This window comes from Flavobacterium plurextorum (assembly GCF_024638035.1).
GTDB classification, from domain to species: domain Bacteria; phylum Bacteroidota; class Bacteroidia; order Flavobacteriales; family Flavobacteriaceae; genus Flavobacterium; species Flavobacterium plurextorum.
In genome coordinates this window covers 4,214,258-4,232,773 of record NZ_CP100442.1, presented here as the reverse complement: position 1 = coordinate 4,232,773, position 18,516 = coordinate 4,214,258, and the positions used below count along the sequence as shown (strand labels likewise).

8 protein-coding genes are annotated in these 18,516 nt (G+C 35.8%); all 8 read left to right on the top strand.

Annotated features, from left to right (window positions below):
- Positions 1–197 precede the first annotated feature (197 nt).
- The 8 genes from NLG42_RS18465 to NLG42_RS18430 all read left to right on the top strand — a co-directional run bounded on the left by NLG42_RS18465 (position 198) and on the right by NLG42_RS18430 (position 18,468).
- Positions 198–1,322, top strand: a complete 1,125-nt coding sequence (locus tag NLG42_RS18465; RefSeq protein ID WP_257681852.1) for a glycoside hydrolase family protein — start codon at positions 198–200, stop codon at positions 1,320–1,322.
- Between the two features lie 227 nt (positions 1,323–1,549).
- A complete protein-coding gene (locus NLG42_RS18460; protein ID WP_257681851.1) occupies positions 1,550–4,882 on the top strand; it encodes a glycoside hydrolase family 2 TIM barrel-domain containing protein in 3,333 nt (1,110 codons plus the stop codon).
- Between the two features lie 89 nt (positions 4,883–4,971).
- The gene (locus NLG42_RS18455) at positions 4,972–8,424 is read left to right on the top strand and encodes a glycosyl hydrolase (protein ID WP_257681850.1); all 3,453 of its coding nucleotides are present in this window, start codon (positions 4,972–4,974) and stop codon (positions 8,422–8,424) included.
- A gap of 203 nt (positions 8,425–8,627) precedes the next feature.
- The gene (locus tag NLG42_RS18450) at positions 8,628–10,061 is read left to right on the top strand and encodes a sialate O-acetylesterase (RefSeq protein ID WP_257681849.1); all 1,434 of its coding nucleotides are present in this window, start codon (positions 8,628–8,630) and stop codon (positions 10,059–10,061) included.
- Positions 10,062–10,320: 259 nt separating this feature from the next.
- Positions 10,321–12,651: a DUF5703 domain-containing protein gene (locus tag NLG42_RS18445; RefSeq protein WP_257681848.1), complete on the top strand. Its 2,331-nt coding sequence runs from the start codon at positions 10,321–10,323 to the stop codon at positions 12,649–12,651.
- Positions 12,652–12,657: 6 nt separating this feature from the next.
- A complete protein-coding gene (locus NLG42_RS18440; protein WP_257681847.1) occupies positions 12,658–15,117 on the top strand; it encodes a pectate lyase family protein in 2,460 nt (819 codons plus the stop codon).
- Positions 15,118–15,240: 123 nt separating this feature from the next.
- Positions 15,241–17,259: an aceric acid hydrolase gene (locus tag NLG42_RS18435; RefSeq protein ID WP_257681846.1), complete on the top strand. Its 2,019-nt coding sequence runs from the start codon at positions 15,241–15,243 to the stop codon at positions 17,257–17,259.
- Positions 17,260–17,481: 222 nt separating this feature from the next.
- Positions 17,482–18,468: a pectinesterase family protein gene (locus NLG42_RS18430; protein WP_257681845.1), complete on the top strand. Its 987-nt coding sequence runs from the start codon at positions 17,482–17,484 to the stop codon at positions 18,466–18,468.
- Positions 18,469–18,516: the final 48 nt, after the last annotated feature.

The window sequence follows — 18,516 nt, the reverse complement described above, 5'->3', positions numbered from 1 at the left end:
TATAGAACGCAGATCATGCGGATTTACTTCGTAAAAACGCTGATCTACACAGATTTTAAATATATCAGTACGACAAGCTTTGTCAAAGTTTTGAACTTTGACAAAGCTGCTAAAAAGAAAAAAAGAACATCCGTAACAATCCGTGTCTTTACGAAGTAAATCCGCATCATCCGCGTACAAAATATACACAAAGTAAAATGAAAATTAAATACCTAATCCTAACCATTTCAGCGCTTGCAATAACAAGCTGTGCGACCAAATACAAGAAAAGAGACATTACCGACAGCGTGATGCAGGAGATTTATGAAGAAATCAAAACGCCTTATAAATATGGTTTGGTAATGGTTCCAACAGACAACTCATACAAAATGGATTGCCCGAGCGTATTTAGAAAAGATGGTAAATGGTATATGACGTATTTAATTTATGATGGAAGAGGTTATGAGACTTGGTTAGCAGAAAGTGATAATCTTTTGGATTGGAAATATCTTGGAAAAGTAATGTCCTTTTCAGAAAATGAAAAACATTGGGATGTCAACCAAAAAGCGGGATATATTTCCTTGCAAGATCCAACTTGGGGCGGAAGTTACGAATGGGAAAAATACGATGACAAATACTGGATGAGTTATTTTGGCGGCGACAGTAAAGGTTATGAAGCAGGCGTTTTGTCAATTGGAATGGCGTATACCAAAGAAGCACCAACAAAACCGCACGAATTTCAGAGATTAGAAAATCCGGTTTTAACGCCAAAAGACAAAGATGCTAGATGGTGGGATAATAGTACGATGTACAAAAACAGTGTAATTCGTGATAAAGATAAAGTTACTGGACACAATTTTATCATGTATTATAATGCCCGCGGTGACAGTATAAATCCTGCTAAAGGCGCAGAGCGTATTGCGATGGCAGTATCGAATGATATGAAAGAATGGAAGCGTTATGGCAATAAACCTTTAATCAATCATCATAAAGGAATTTCGGGAGATGCTTATATTCAGCGAATTAATGATACTTGGGTGATGTTCTATTTTGGAGCTTTTTGGACGGGTTGGAATCAAGGTGCATTTAATCGTTTTGCAGTTTCGAATGATTTAGTAAACTGGACCGATTGGAAAGGTGATGATTTAGTTAAATCATCAGAACCTTACGATGATATGTTTGCTCATAAATCGTTCGTAGTGAAACATGATGGCGTTGTCTATCATTTTTACTGCGCCGTTAACAAAGCAGAACAACGAGGAATTGCAATTGCAACTTCTAAAGATTTAGGAAAAAGCAAATTGAATTTTGTGGCTCCGCCAGAGAAAAAGAAGAAAAATTAAGAGCAAAGTACAAAGAATTAAGATACAGTACTTTTTCAACCTGTCAGGTTTAATTACACAAAAACAAATAAAGACACAGTTTTGTCATTTCGATCCCGAAGCCTCGGGAGAGAAATCTCCACAAGTAGCTCCGCACAGGATGGTTACCAATCTTTGTAGAATATCGTGCGAAGATTTCTCTCCCGAGGCTTCGGGATCAAAATGACAAAAAAACTAAAAATAAAATAATGTTTCAGTCAATTCAAAATAATAACTTTTCAAGGTTTCGATTTTCGATACCAAAATCGGTATTCACATTTTTCATCTTACTTCTAACAACTTACACACAGGCCCAATCCGTAACAGGAGAACCTGCAGGAATTCCAGAATTGCATAAAAAATATCAGTTTGCGCCTTGGGAAGATCCAACAGTTACAAGCATCAACAGACAGCCATCCAGAGCAACTGCTTATTCTTATACTTCTGTAGAAGACGCTTTAAAAGGTGACAGAACCAAAAGCCGAATTCAGATGTTAAACGGTGATTGGAATTTTAAGTATGCCGTAAATCTAAAAGAAGCTTCAAAAGATTTCTATAAAAATACCGTTTCAGGATGGGATAAAATCGAAGTACCATCAAATTGGGAAATGAAAGGGTACGATAATCCAATTTACAAAAGTGCCGTTTATCCGTTTAGACCAATAAATCCGCCGTATATTCCTAAAGATTATAACGGAGTTGGTTCGTATCAGCGCAATTTTACCGTTCCTGCAAACTGGAAAGATATGACCATTACATTGCATTTTGGAGCAGTAAGTTCAGGATTTCAGGTTTGGTTAAATGGAGAATTTTTAGGCTATGGCGAAGACAGTTTTCTGCCATCAGAATTTGATATTACACCTTATTTAAAAGAAGGAGAAAATGTGGTTTCAGTTCAGGTAATTCGTTGGGCAGATGGTTCTTACTTAGAAGATCAGGACCACTGGCGTATGAGCGGAATCCAGCGTGAAGTTTTCATTATGGCAGAGCCAAAATTGCGTATTCAGGATTTCTTTGTCCAAACCAAATTAGATAAACAATATACAGATGCGATTTTTAAACTGCGTCCGAGAGTTGAAAATTTAACAGGAGAGAAAGTTAAAGATTATACAATGAATGTTCAGTTGTACGATGCCAATAATACGGCAATCTTCAAAGAACCGCTTCAAAGACCAGTGATTGATTTAATCAATGAAAGTTATCCTCGTTTGGATAATGTCCGTTTTGGATTCTTTCAGGAAAACATCAAAAATCCTAAAAAATGGAGTTCGGAAGAGCCGAATTTATACACCATGGTCATTTCGATAAAAGATAAAAACGGAAATGTTACTGAAGCCAAAAGCTGTAAAGTTGGTTTCCGTTCAATTGAATTTTCGAAAGAGAATGGAAAAATGCTCATCAACGGAAAAGAAACTTACGTTTATGGAGTAAACCGCCACGACCATCATCCAACAAGAGGAAAAGCGGTTACAAGAGAAGATATCAAACAAGATATTACTACAATTAAAAAGTTCAATTTCAACTTTATACGTACAAGCCATTACCCTAACGATCCTTATTTCTACGAATTATGCGATCAATACGGAATTATGGTAATGGACGAAGCCAATCAAGAAACGCACGGAATTGGCGGAAAATTAAGTAACGATCCACTTTGGACAAATGCTTATTTGGAGCGAATGACGCGAATGGTCGAAAGAGATAAAAACCATCCATCGGTTGTTATGTGGAGTTTGGGTAACGAAGGTGGAAAAGGACCAAATCATGCAGCAATGTCAGGTTGGGTTCACGATTTCGACATCACACGTCCAGTTCATTATGAACCAGCGCAGGGAAATGCAAAATTAGACGGATATATTGATCCCCTTGATCCAAGATATCCTAAAACAATCGATCACGCTTATCGATTCGAAAATCCGCAGGATGATTCTTATGTTGATATGGTCAGCCGTTTTTATCCGGGTGTTTTCACTCCGAAATTTTTGGTAGATCAAAAGAAAGATACACGTCCAATTATTTTCGTTGAATATTCACATGCGATGGGAAATTCAGTTGGAAATCTAAAAGAATTATGGGATGAATTCCGTTCACTGCCAAGAGTTATTGGAGGTTGTATTTGGGAATTTAAAGATCAAGGATTAGTAAAATTTGATTCAAGATCAGGTCAGAATTATTTTGCTCATGGAGGTGATTTTGGAGAAAAATACCATGACGGAAATTTCAATACAAAAGGAATTGTAGATTCTAACGGAAAACCAAAAGGTTCGATTTTTGAAAATAAATGGGTGTATCAGCCAGCGATTTCAACTTTAAACGGAAATCAACTAGAAATTAAAAATCGTCAGGCGGTAAAATCATTAGAAGATTATATTCCAGTTTTAAAATTGTTAGAAAATGGAAACATAATTAAAACTCAGATTTTAAAACCATTAAAAGTAGAAGCAGGACAATCTATAACTTTAGATATTAGTTCGTATCTGCCAAAAATGAAAAATGATGCTGAATATATTCTGAATATAGAATTCCAACTCTCAAAAGATGAACTTTGGGCATCAAAAGGTTACGCTGTTGCGGAAGATCAGTTTCTGCTGAAAAAGAAGAACGTTGTTTCAGATTTTGGAAAAGAAAGCAATCTTCAAATGAAAGGCACAGAGACAGATTCTGATTTTATAATAAAAGGAAAGACTTTTGAAGTTAAAATTAGTCAGGAAAATGGCGCTCTAAGTTCGTATGTTTTTAATGGCGAAGAACAAGTTTTTGCGCCTTTGCTTCCTAACTTTGTAAGACCGCTTACGGATAATGATAAAAGAGGATGGAAATCGCAAAAACTTTTAAAACAATGGTATAAAGCAAAACCAAAACTGGTAAGTACTAAAATGGCAACTGCAATTGACGGAATATTTGTTACCAGTAATTATGAGGTTATAAAAGATAGTGCACAAGTACAAATCGTTTACAAAATCAATCCAAACGGAATCATTAAAGTAGATTATAGTTTAAAAGCATCAAATAAACTGCCAAACATTCCAAAAATTGGTATGCAAATGGGAGTTCAGCGAAAATTTGATCAGATTTCATGGTACGGAAAAGGAGAATTGGAAAATTACAGCGACAGAAGTTTTGGTTCATTTGTTGGGAAATATTCGCTTCCAATTAATGACTTTATCGAGCATTATCCAAAACCTCAAGAAAACGGAAACAGATGTGATGTGAGATGGATGGCGCTTACAACTCCGCAGAAAAACAAAGGATTTTTGGTTGTAAATGATTCAAAAGTTTTAAGCATGAGTGCTTGGCCGTATACTCAAGAAAACTTAAGTTCGGCAGGTCATACGTATGATTTGAAAGACCCAGGATTTTTGACTGTAAATATTGATTTAATTCAAATGGGAGTAGGAGGAAACGACAGTTGGACATTGGTAGCACAGCCATTAGAACAATATCAAATCAAGTCGGGAGATTATCAATATAGTTTTTATTTAACACCTTTCAATGGTTCAACAAATCAGTTAGAAAGTAGTTTGAAGAAGTTTAAATATTAGTAATTAAAAATTAAAAAATGCAGTTTGTCATTTCGATCCCGAGGCTTTGGGATCGAAATGACACAACAAACGAATAAACAATAGTAAAAATGCCTTGTATTAAACCATTTTTTCTTTTTAAAAATGACTTTCGACTTTGGACTTTCCAACTTTCGACTGTTATCTTTTTGCTTCTTGCAAGCTTTGTCTCCGCACAGGAAATCCATAAAAAAGAAAATACCCTTTTTCAGCCTACTTTAGAATCCTCAAAACCGTGGACGTATTGGTATTGGATGCAAAGTGCCTATTCTAAAGAAGGTATTACTGCAGATTTGGAAGCGATGAAAAGAGCCGGTATCGAAGGTGCGTATTTAATGACCATTAAAGGTCCTGCAAATCCGCCATTGATGAATCCGCCAGTTTTGCAGTTAAGCAAAGAATTTTGGGATTTGGTACGTTGGGCTTTAGTCGAAGCAGATCGAGTTGGCGTTAAAATTGGATTTCATCCTGCCGATGGTTTTGCCGTTGCCGGAGGACCTTGGATAACGCCCGAAATGTCAATGCAAAAAGTAGTTTGGAAAGATACAATCTTAAGCGGAAATAACTTTAAAAACTTAAAATTAGCCGTTCCAAATCATTACAAAGATTATTATAAAGATATTGCGACGTTTGCCATTCCTGTAAAAGAAAGCTTCATTACATCTGATAAGAAACGTCCAAAAATAACATCAACCAATCCTGAATCTGATGCCGCTGTTTTAAGTTCATCAGATAAAGACGGATTGTTTAGAATGCCAAAAAAAGGCTGGATTCAGTATGAATTTGAAGAACCATTTTTATGTAAATCCATTCAAATTGAAACTAAAGGGAATAATTATCAGGCACATCGTTTACTAATTGAAGTCAGCGATGACGGAAAAAACTTCAGAAGTTTAGGAAGATTAACAACGCCGCGTCACGGCTGGCAGGATGTTGATGCATTTTATACGCACAGTATTGTTCCCACAAAAGCGAAGTATTTTAGATTCGTTTACGATCCTGAAGGAACAGAACCGGGTGCAGAAGATTTAGACCCTGCAAAATGGAACCAAGGTTTAAAAGTGGCGAAAATCTATTTGTCAAACGAACCTTTAATTGATAATTATCAAGGGAAATCGGGAGCAATCTGGCGATTGAGTCCGCAGGTCACCGAAAAAGAAATCGGCATTACAGACTGTATCGATCCATTAAAAATGATCAATATTTCGAAGTTTGTTGATGCAAACGGTGTTTTAAATTGGAAAGCTTCCGCGAAAACAAATTGGAGAATCATTCGTTTTGGACATACTTCAACAGGACATGAAAATGCAACAGCAGGAGCGGGAAGAGGTTTAGAAGTTGATAAATTTAATGCAGAAGCCATTCGTTTTCAGCTGGATCATTGGTTTGGCGAAATGCTTCGAGTTGCAGGTCCGGAATTAGCATCAAAAGTGGTTAGAATCCTGCATATGGACAGCTGGGAATGCGGAAGCCAGAACTGGTCGCCTGTTTTTCAAAACGAATTTAAAACTCGAAGAGGTTACGATATTGTAGATTATCTGCCGGTTATGGCGGGAATTCCTGTAAAAGATATTCAGACTTCGGAGAAAGTTTTATATGATGTTAGAAAAACGATTTCAGAATTAGTTGCCGAAAATTTCTTCGGAACTTTGAGACAGATTGCTGACGATGCGAATGTGAAATTCAGTTCAGAAAATGTGGCTCCGACTATGATGAGCGACGGACTTTTGCATTTTAAATACATCGATTATCCAAGTGGTGAGTTTTGGCTGAAAAGCCCAACGCATGATAAACCGAACGATATGTTGGACGCTATTTCAGGCGGACATATTTACGGGAAAGATATTATTCAGGCAGAAGCTTTTACAGCTTTAAAAATGGATTGGGACGAACATCCTGGAAATCTAAAAGTGATTGCCGACAGAAATTATGCGCTCGGAATCAACCGTTTTTTCTATCACGTTTTTGTACATAATCCGTGGCTGGACAGAAAGCCCGGAATGACTTTAGACGGAATTGGAACTTATTTTCAAAGAGACCAAACTTGGTGGGAACCAGGAAAAGCTTGGTTTGAATATTGCCAAAGAGTACAGTTTCAGCTGCAGAAAGGAAAACCTGTTGTAGATTTAGCTGTTTTTATTGGTGAAGATTTACCATCTCGTTCCATACTTCCAGATCGTTTAGTGCCTTTTATTCCGAATGTTTTCGGAGAAGAACGTATAAAAAGTGAAGCAATTCGTTTGAAAAATGAAGGACAGCCAAGCATGAAGATGCCCAAAGAGGTGAGTTTTTCAAAAAATTCAACTGATTTATCACAATGGATTAACGCCATGAACGGTTATCAATACGATTCATTCAACTCAGATGTTTTAATAAATCGAGCTAAAGTGGAGAATGGAAAAATCTCTTTCGGAGGCGGAATTGAATACGGAGCTTTATTATTTCCGGGAAGTCATAAAATGGCACCAAATAAGTTGCTTTCTTTGGCTTCCGCCGAAAAAATCCTGCAGTTGGTGAAAGAGGGCGCAACGATTTTTGTAGATGAAAAACCGAATTTAGAACCCGGTTTACAATCAAATGAAGATTTAAAAAAATGGCAGCATATAATTGATGAAATCTGGAATAATGCCAATGCATCATCATGGAAAATAGGAAATGGAACGGTTATTAAATTACCGTATTTAGAAAATGATTTTGCGTCAATTGGAATCTCGCAAGATGTTTATTTTCCAAATTTGAACCGAGCTGATTCAGAAACATTAGCTTGGACGCACCGCAAATCGGATACAGAAGATATTTATTTCATTTCCAATCAAAAAGCAGAAAAACGTTCTTTTGAAGCATCATTCAGAATCGCAGGAAAAATCCCCGTTTGGTACAATCCTGTAACCGATAAAACTTCGGATACAGCAAAATGGATGATTGAAAATGACAGAACAATTGTATCGATTACTTTAGACGCTAATGAATCTGGTTTTGTAATTTTTAAAGATGAAATAAAAGAGCTTCTGGTTGAAAATTATAAAAATAGTCCTGAATTTGAAATAGTTCAGAGTTTAGATGAAAACTGGGAATTACAATTTGATTCGGAATTTAAAGGACCAAAAGAAGTTATCAAAACAAACAAACTTTTTGACTGGAGTACTTCAGATAATGATCAGATTAAATATTATTCGGGAACTGCAGTTTATAAAAAAGAGTTTGTTTGGAAAGGAAAAGACACCAATAAAATCTGGCTTGATTTAGGCGAAATTGCCAATATTGCCGAAGTCAAAATCAATGGGAAAGATTGCGGAACACTTTGGACATTTCCTTTTAAAACCGCTATTTCGCAAGCATTGAAAAAAGGGAAGAATACAATCGAAATCAAAATCACAAATACTTGGGCAAACCGATTAATGGGCGATCAAAAGTTACCAAAAGAAGAGCGTTTAACATGGACTAATGCGGCATATCGATTGGAAGGCGAGCCGTTGTTAAAAGCGGGATTGTTAGGACCAGTTACGATTATGAAAGAGAAATAGCTATAAAATGTACCAAGCGTATTGTTTTTTGTTATTATAAACTGGACTAAAGTCCAGCACTACAATATGTTTCGAGCCGATGGCTCTCTTGGATAATGCAAAAGTTCCGGAGGAACGATTTATTTTGTAGCGTCGGGTTTTAACCCGATGGATATAAATGACAAAGAATTTAATGCGTTGAAATATAGATTAAAATAAAAAAAATGAAAAATTTAAAAGAATTTATTGTTGTGATTTTCTTGCTTTTGGGAAGTTACCATATCAATGCCAAAATCAAATTGCCGGCATTGTTTACGGACAATATGATGCTGCAGCAAAAATCGAATGCGCCAATTTGGGGATGGGCAGAGAAAAACGCTAATGTTGTTATAAAAACATCATGGGATTCTAAAACCTACAAGATAAAAGCAGACAATTCTGGAAAATGGAAAACGGAATTGCAGACACCATCATTTGGCGGTCCGTTTACAATTGAAGTTTCAGAAGGAACTGAAAAAGTTACGATTAAGAATGTTTTAATTGGTGAAGTCTGGTTGTGTTCTGGACAATCAAATATGGAAATGCCGTTAAAAGGATTTCAGGGACAGCCCGTTAAAAATGGAAACGAAATTATCGTAAGATCAACCAATAAAAATATTCGTTTGATTACGATTCCTAGAGCGACAGTTTTAGAACCTTTGCAAGATTTTGAAGGAAAATGGGAAACAGCTTCTCCAAAATCAACTTCTAATTTTAGTGCAACAGCTTGGTATTTTGGATCGCTTTTGCAGGAAGTTTTAGACGTTCCAGTTGGACTAATTCATGTTTCGTATGGTGGTTCAAGTATGGAAGCGTGGATGAATGCAGCAATGCTGAAAGATTTTGCAAGTGCCAAAATTCCGACAACAAAAGAAGAATTAGCAAAAGATCCAAATCGCGTTCCAACGACATTGTTTAACGGAATGCTTTCGCCTGTAATTGGTTACGGAATCAAAGGCTGTATCTGGTATCAGGGCGAATCGAATTACGAAAGAGCTTCTGAATATACCGCTTTGATGAAAAAAATGGTCAGCAGTTGGAGAGGATTGTGGAAACAAGGAGATTTTCCGTTTTACTATGCGCAAATCGCGCCCTTTAATTACGCATCATTTCATCCAAAAGATTATTTAGAGAAATACAATTCGGCTTATATAAGAGAAGCACAGTTGAAAGCTTCAAAGGAAATTCTAAATTCTGGAATGGCTGTTTTAATGGATGTTGGTGAAGAAAACAACATTCATTCAATGGACAAAGAAAAAGGTGGAAATAGACTGGCTTTTCAGGCTTTGGCAAAAACGTACGGCATTGAAGGTTTCGAATTTGAGAGTCCAAAATATAAATCTATGGAAATAAAAGACGGTTCAGTTACGGTTTCTTTTGATGATGCAGCCAACGGAATTACGTCTTATGATAAAGAGGTTTTAGGTTTTGAAATTGCGGGAGAAGATAAAATTTTCTATCCTGCAAAAACGGTTGTTCGCAGAAAATCAGTGGTTTTAACTGCTGATAAAGTGAAGAATCCAGTTGCAGTACGCTATTTATGGAAAGATTTTGCAAAAGCAGAATTGTTTAGTGCAGGAGGTTTGCCAGTTTCATCTTTTCGTACAGATGAATGGTAATCGATTAAACCTTTTATAATTTATTTAGTCTAATCAGTTCATTTAAGTTATTACTTGATTAGTTAAAAAAAGTTCTTCTGGATTGAACGTGCAGATTTTTTAAATTGGCATTGTCTTTCCTGAGCAAAAGAAGACTGTTTATCATTCCGACAGAAGTCGGAATGGTAAGCAAAAAAGAAAAAAGGTATAAAATAGTATAAAATATTAAATAGAAAGTGGTACTCCATTTTTGTGTAATTTTACGTCTAAACAAATAAGTGTGAAAAATACAATAATTTTCTTTTTTCTCTTCTCAACGCTTTTAGTTAAAGCACAAATTCCTGCGCTTGAAAATTATAATCCTATTTGGAATTCACAAAGCAATAATTCTTCAGAATCAATGCCTTTAGGCGGCGGTGATATTGGCTTGAATGTTTGGGTAGAAAAGGGAGATTTATATTGCTATTTTTCGCGCAGCGGAACTTTTGATGAACACAATACTTTATTAAAACTAGGTCGTGTCAAAATTACTTTAACGCCAAATCCTTTTAAGGATAATGAAGGTTTCCGTCAGGAATTGGTTTTGAAAGACGGTTACATTATAATTGCTCAAAATAACGCTAAAATTAAACTTTGGGTCGATGTTTTTAAACCTGTAATTCATATTGATTTAGAGAGTAAAACTTCGCTGAAAATGACGGCTTCTTATGAAAGCTGGCGTTATAAAAACCGTGATTCAAAAGGAAAAGCCAATAATGCCAATTCTTATAAATGGGCACCTCAAGGAGATATTGTAACGTTTAAAGATTCTATTTCATTTGAAAATAACGGTATAAAATTCTACCACAAAAACAGAGAAAATACTGTTTTTGATGTTGCAGTGAAACAGCAGAAAATGGAATCGGTAAAAGACCAAATGCTGAATCCGATTGGCAATCTGACTTTTGGTGGATTTATGACGGGGGATAATTTAAAACCTGACGGAACGTATTTAGGAAAATACCAATCAACAGATTTTAAAGGGTTTAATCTAACGAGCATAAAACCATCCAAAAAACATTCGTTACAGCTTTATTTAAATACCAGTCAATCGGATTTAAATACTTGGAATAACGGATTGAAAAATCAGATTTCAAGCGACAAAAATACTTCAAAACAATCTGAGAAAAACACAATAAAATGGTGGAATAATTTCTGGAACCGCAGTTTTATTTTTACTCAGAAAAACAACTCTACTGCAAAAGATTCAGTGTATCAAATAGGACAGAATTATCAGTTGTTCCGATATATGCTTGGATGCAATGCTTACGGAAAATATCCAACAAAATTTAATGGCGGACTTTTTACAGTTGATCCTGTTTTTACGAATGCAGCCTTAGATTTTACACCCGATTTCAGAAATTGGGGAGGAGGAACAATGACGGCTCAAAACCAAAGACTGGTTTATTTTCCGATGGTCAAAAGCGGTGATTTTGATATGATGAAATCGCAGTTGGATTATTATTTGGGTTTACAGAAAAATGCTGAGTTAAGGAGCAAAGTATATTGGAATCATAATGGCGCATCTTTTACAGAACAATTAGAAAACTTCGGATTGCCAAATCCTGCTGAATACGAATGGAAACGTCCTGCAGATTACGATCCGGGAATGGAATATAATGCATGGCTGGAATATGAATGGGATACGGTTTTTGAATTTTGCCAAATGATGCTGCAGCAGAAAGAATATGCTGGAGAAGATATTCAGAAATACAATCAATTTATCATAAGCTGTCTGCGCTTTTTTGATGAACATTATCAATATTTGGCAAAACAGCGAGGAAGAAAATCATTGGACGGAAATGGAAAATTAGTTTTATATCCAGGTTCTGGCGCTGAAACTTATAAAATGACATATAATGCCAACAGCACAATTTCGGCTTTACAGGTAATTACAGAAAATCTTTTGCATCTTTCTTCGGAACAATTATCAAAAGAAGAATTAGAATATGTAAAAGGGTTTCAAACAAGAATCCCGCCTTTAAATTTTGGACAAATCGAAAATCATAAAGTATTACTTCCTGCAAAAACTTGGGAACGTGTTAATAATTCTGAGGTTCCGCAATTGTATCCTGTTTATCCGTGGGGAATTTACGGTGTTGGAAAACCTGATTTAGAAACGGCTTTAAACACATGGAAATACGATCCAGATGCTTTAAAATTTAGAAGTCATATTGGCTGGAAACAAGACAATATTTTCTCGGCTCGCTTGGGATTAACTGAAGAAGCAAAAAAATACAATCTATTAAAAATGGCGAATTCTGACCGACGTTTTCCTGCTTTTTGGGGACCAGGGTTTGATTGGGTTCCAGATCATAATTGGGGCGGATCAGGAATGATTGGCATGCAGGAAATGCTTCTACAGGAAACAGATGGGAAGATTTACCTTTTTCCGGCTTGGCCAAAAGATTGGAATGTTCATTTTAAATTGCATGCCAAACAAAATACTACAATTGAAGCTGAACTCTTAAATGGAGAATTGAAGATTTTGAAAGTACTTCCAGAAGAAAGAAAAAAAGACATTATAAATCTGTTAGGAAAATCTGAAACAGAAAAAACGAAACTAAATTGAACCAAAATGATAAAGAAATTAGTGTGTTCTTTTGCGTTGGCAACGCTTTTGACAGCAAACGGACAAGCACAATCAGTTCCAAATACTGATAAACAAATTGTAAAAGTCGACTTTGATTTTTTTCAAAGAAGACTGGAAGAAGTTCATGATCCGAGTTATGATTCGTGGGTAATTAATGAAGGAAAAGAAGCCGAAAAATCATTTAACAATGTGTCATTTAAATTAAAAGGAAACTTTACTTCTAAATGGTACAAAGTTGGAATGAGCGCTCCGTTTTATAATAAATTAGGAAGTGACGGTTTGGTTACGGCTGAAAATTTAGAATTGAAAATCAGTGGATTGAAAGCAGGGAAACATACACTTTTGACGTTTCATAATGCTTTTGATGTGATTACTGAGAAAACTTTTTCTCCTATCAAAATATACGTAAACGGAAAACTTCAGGAAACGGTAAATGCAAGTCAGAGAGCCAATGCTAAAATTGATGCTGCAATGGCGTATATTACTTTTAATGCCGAAAAAGGTAAAGATGTAACTGTTCGTTTTGAAATCGATCCGACTTCCAATCCTGATGTTGTAAAACAAATTGTGATTAATGGTTTTGAAATTGATACGCCAAATTTGATGAATCAGGCGCGTACTCCAGAACCAAAAAACAGAGACGAACATGTTGAAGTATCTAAAACTTTAATCTTAAAGTGGGATGCTGTGAAAAATGTGGCATCTCATAAGTTGTATTTTGGTATAGATAAAAATGCCGTAGAAAATGCAACTGAAGCTTCAAAAGAATTTAAAGGTAAGCTGACTGATAAATCATATTCGGTTTCTGATTTATACAGCGGAACAACCTATTATTGGAGAGTCGATGAAGTAGATAATAATGGTCAAGAAACGTTAGGAAATGTGTGGTCTTTTAAACCTGCGCAGCTGGCTTTTCCGGGAGCAGAAGGTTATGGTCGTTATGCAGTAGGTGGACGCGGCGGAAAAGTAATTGAAGTAACGAATTTAAATGATGACGGACCGGGAAGTTTACGTGATGCTATTAATCAAGAAATTGGCCCGAGAACGATCGTTTTTAATGTTTCGGGTAATATAAAACTGGCTTCGAGATTAGTTGCAAATCAACCTTATATCACTATTGCAGGACAAACGGCTCCGGGTGAAGGAATTACTATCAGCAGAGCGCCAATTGGATTAACAGGAAATGATGGTGTGGTTCGATTTTTAAAAGTTAGAATTGGCGGCGGAACTACTTTTGACGGAATGGGATTAACTGGTGCAGATTACAGTATTATTGATCATTGTTCGATTAGCTGGACAATCGATGAATCGTTTAGTTCACGTGGTGCACATCATATTACTTTACAGCGAACTTTAATTTCGGAAGCTTTAAATGTTGCAGGACATGATAAATATCCTGCGGGAAAAATGCATGGATTTGCGGCTACGATTGGCGGCGATATTGGTAGTTTTCATCATAATTTATTGGCTCATAATTATGGAAGAAATTGGAGTATTGGCGGTGGTTTAAACGGTGATGGTTATTACACCGGCCGATTGGATATTACAAATAATGTGGTTTACAATTGGGGACAGAGAACTACAGACGGTGGCGCAAACGAAGTGAATTTTGTAAATAATTATTACAAACCTGGCGCTTCGACTAAAATATTTGTAGCGCTAAATGCACAGCATGAAGGTGTTGGAAAAGGAATGCAGCGTTATTATTTTAATGGTAATATAATGCCTGGTTATTTTGATGAGAAATCTCAGGACAAAGGAAGAAAAATGACTATTACAAATAAAGAAATGGTACAATATGAAACTTTTGTAGATAAGCCATTTTTCCCGTCTTATGTAGCAACACAATCGGCGAAAGCAGCTTACAAGAATGTACTTTCAGATGTTGGAGCAAATCAGCCGTTTTTTGACAAACACGACAACCGAATTGTAGACGAAACTTTAAAGGGAACTTTTACTTTTAAAGGAAGTAAAAGCGGTTTAGGCGGAATGATCGATAACGAACAGGATGCTGGAGGATGGCCAAATTTTGCATCAGAAACTCGCCCTGCGGATTGGGATACAGATCATGATGGATTACCAAATTGGTGGGAAAAAGCTTTTGGCTTGAACGAAAATTCGAAAGCCGGAGATTTTTCAGATGCAAATCAAGATACAGATAAAGACGGATTTACACAGTTGGATAACTATTTAGACTGGCTTGCGCAGCCTCATTATTTTGTGAATTCAGGTGAGAAAAAGGTTTTAAATGCGGGAGATTATTTCAAAGGTTATGAAAATAAACCAGTTTGCATTTTCTCTGATGTTAAAAACGGAAAAGTAAGTTTAAAAGGGAAAGAAATTCAGTTTACGGCTTTAGATAAAGGATTTGCTTCTTTCGTAGTAACAGTAAAAGATGCTGATGGAGATTCAATGAGCAGAACTATTAATTTCTTTGTAAAATAAATTATTAAACCATATAAGTGATATAAGAAATTTTAAGATTGACTTAATGCTTGTGCTTCAAGTTCAAAAAAGTTTAGTTTTAAATGAACTTATATACCTTATATGGTTCAAAATCAAAATAAAATGAAAAAGAACATCATCATATCCTCTTTATTTCTTTCAACAGTAATTTTTGCTCAAAACAAAGGTTTGGTTGCGAATTCAGAAAGTCCGTATTTTAAATTACAGAGTGTAGGCCTGCAAGATGTAAAATGGACAAACGGTTTTTGGAAAGAACAATTTGATGTAGAAACCAAAAATACACTGCCTTATATGTGGGATTTGTATCATAACGATGAGATTTCGCATGCTTATAAAAACTTCGAAATTGCGGCAGGGATAAGCAAAGGAACTTTTAAAGGACCATCTTTTCATGATGGCGATTTCTATAAGATTTTCGAAGGAATGGCAGCTACTTATGCGGTAACCAAAGATAAAAAACTAGATGCGCAAATGGATAAAGCCATTGCGCTTTTTGCGAAAGTACAACGTAAAGACGGTTATATTCATACGCCTGTTTTAATCGATGAACGCTGGGGAACTTTGGGACCTGAAGAAGTAAAAAAACAATTGGGTTTTGAGAAATACAATATGGGACATTTGATGACTGCAGCTTGTATTCATTATCGTGCCACAGGAAAAACAAACTTTTTGGATATCGCAAAAGGTGTTGCCGATTTCTTGTATGATTTCTACAAAAAAGCTTCACCAGAATTGGCTCGAAATGCAATTTGTCCGTCACATTATATGGGAATTGTCGAAATGTACAGAACGACAAAAAATCCGAAATATCTGGAATTAGCGAATAATTTAATTGACATTAGAGGAACTACAAATGACGGAACCGATGATAATCAGGATCGAATTCCGTTTAGAGAACAAACAACCGCAATGGGTCATGCTGTAAGAGCAAATTACCTTTATGCTGGAGTTGCCGATTTATATGCCGAAACGGGAGAAAAGAAATTACTAGACAATCTAGAATCGATTTGGGATGATGTAACGTATCGTAAAATGTACATTACAGGCGCTTGCGGTTCTTTATACGATGGAGTTTCGCCAGATGGAACGTCTTATGATCCAACCGTGGTTCAGAAAATTCATCAGGCTTACGGAAGACCTTTTCAGTTGCCAAATGCTACGGCTCATACCGAAACCTGTGCTAATATTGGAAATGTTTTATGGAACTGGAGAATGCTTCAAATTACAGGCGATGCTAAATATGCTGATATTGTGGAATTGGCATTATATAACAGTGTGCTTTCGGGAATGGATTTAGAAGGAGAAAAATTCTTGTATAACAATCCGCTGAATGTATCTAACGATTTGCCATTTCACCAGCGTTGGGGAAATGAGCGTGAAGGTTATATTGCACTGTCAAATTGCTGTGCGCCAAACGTAACCAGAACAATTGCCGAGGTTGGAAATTACGCTTACAATATTTCGAAGGAAGGTTTGTATGTGAATTTATACGGAAGTAATCAGTTGAAAACTAAATCTGTAAGTGGAGAAGAAATCGAAATTGAGCAGCAGACTAATTATCCGTGGGACGGAAAGATAACGTTGAAAATTGTAAAAGCACCAAAAGATTTACAGAATTTCTTTTTAAGAATTCCGGGTTGGAGTCAGAATGCTTCGGTTTCAGTTAATAATTCAAAGGTTAGTGATAAAATCATTTCTGGAACGTATTTGAAATTAAATCAAAAATGGAGAAAAGGAGATGTCATCGAATTGAATCTTCCAATGCCGGTTGAGTTAATGCAAGCCAATCCGTTAGTAGAAGAAGTTAAAAATCAGGTAGCTGTAAAAAGAGGACCTTTGGTGTATTGTTTAGAATCAGATCAGCTTCCTGCAAAAACAAGCGTAAATGATGTGGCTTTAAATGTGAATTCTAAATTTTTAACTAATAATTTCACCTTAAATAATAGAAATTTAGTCAGCATTGATGCAGAAGCTGTAATAAGCGCTGACAATTCATGGAATAAAACGTTGTACAAACCGCTTTCGTCTAAAGATGCAACTGCTTTACCCGTAAAATTGATTCCTTATTTTGCATGGGGGAATAAAGGAAAAGGCGAAATGACAGTTTGGATGTCGCATTAAGTTTGTACGCTGATAAAACGGATTGCCCTTAGCAAAACGCGGATTAAAACAGATTTTTAATTTTGTCACGGATATTAATCGCACAGTTTGTCATTCCGAGGAACGAGGAATCGCATTAGGAGCTTCACAAAGATTGGAGATTAAGATTGGGGAATTTCGAGTGTGATCTTTCCTTCGTCAAGATGACAAAACAAGACTTTAAGTATCAATTAAACTAACAATATGAAATACATTCTAGCTCTATTTTTAATAACAACACTTTCAATATCGGCCCAAACGCTCGATAACAAATTAGCATTAACCGTTGCTCAAGATGGTTCTGGAGATTTTAAAACCATTCAGGAAGCAATAAACAATGTAAAAGACAATTCAGAAAAACGTGTTGTAATAACTATAAAGCCAGGAAAGTATGTCGAAAAATTAGAGATTCCAGTTTCTAAAACATTCATTACTTTAAAAGGTCTTGACAGAAACAAAACCATTATTTCATTTGATGATTATTCGGGAAAACCACTAAGAGAAGTTGATGCATCGGGCAAAAAAGAATTTGGAACAGGAACTTCTTATTCTTTCTTGATTAAAGGAAATGATTGTACGCTCGAAAACCTTACTGTTGAAAATACAGCTGGAAGAGTAGGGCAGGCAGTGGCACTTCATATTAAAAGTGATCGTGTTATAGTTAAAAACTGTAATCTTTTAGGAAATCAGGATACGCTTTATTTATCAGAAGGGAACACTCGCATTTATTTTGAGAATTGTTTTATAAATGGTACAACCGATTTTATTTTTGGTGCCGCAACAGCTTATTTTTATAAATGTACGATTGAGAGTCTGACTAATTCTTATATTACTGCAGCTTCAACTCCGCAAGGTCAAGTATACGGTTTTGTATTTACAGATTGTAAGCTTACGGCTAAAGATAAACAGGTAGATAAAGTATTTTTAGGAAGACCTTGGAGACCTTATGCTCAAACTGTTTTTATCAATACTGATATTGGTTCTCATATTATTCCAGAAGGTTGGAATGCTTGGATTGATACAAGATTTCCAGATAAAGATAAAACAGCATATTATGCTGAATTGGGAAGTAAAGGATCGAGTGCAAAAGATTTGTCTCAAAGAGCTGCGTGGTCGCATCAGCTAAAAAAAACAGATGCTAAAAAATACAATAGAGATTTAGTTCTAAACGGATGGAATCCCAGTAAATAAATTTAGAACGCAACAATAAAAAAAAATCTTCCTTTTCGACAATGTTTG

What these genes read in the sequence shown, in the direction of transcription:
- NLG42_RS18450 (WP_257681849.1), top strand. Translation starts at nt 8,628, where the DNA reads ATGAAAAATTTAAAAGAATTTATTGTTGTGATTTTCTTGCTTTTGGGA.
- NLG42_RS18460 (WP_257681851.1), top strand. Translation starts at nt 1,550, where the DNA reads ATGTTTCAGTCAATTCAAAATAATAACTTTTCAAGGTTTCGATTTTCG.
- NLG42_RS18430 (WP_257681845.1), top strand. Translation starts at nt 17,482, where the DNA reads ATGAAATACATTCTAGCTCTATTTTTAATAACAACACTTTCAATATCG.
- NLG42_RS18435 (WP_257681846.1), top strand. Translation starts at nt 15,241, where the DNA reads ATGAAAAAGAACATCATCATATCCTCTTTATTTCTTTCAACAGTAATT.
- NLG42_RS18465 (WP_257681852.1), top strand. Translation starts at nt 198, where the DNA reads ATGAAAATTAAATACCTAATCCTAACCATTTCAGCGCTTGCAATAACA.
- NLG42_RS18440 (WP_257681847.1), top strand. Translation starts at nt 12,658, where the DNA reads ATGATAAAGAAATTAGTGTGTTCTTTTGCGTTGGCAACGCTTTTGACA.
- NLG42_RS18455 (WP_257681850.1), top strand. Translation starts at nt 4,972, where the DNA reads ATGCCTTGTATTAAACCATTTTTTCTTTTTAAAAATGACTTTCGACTT.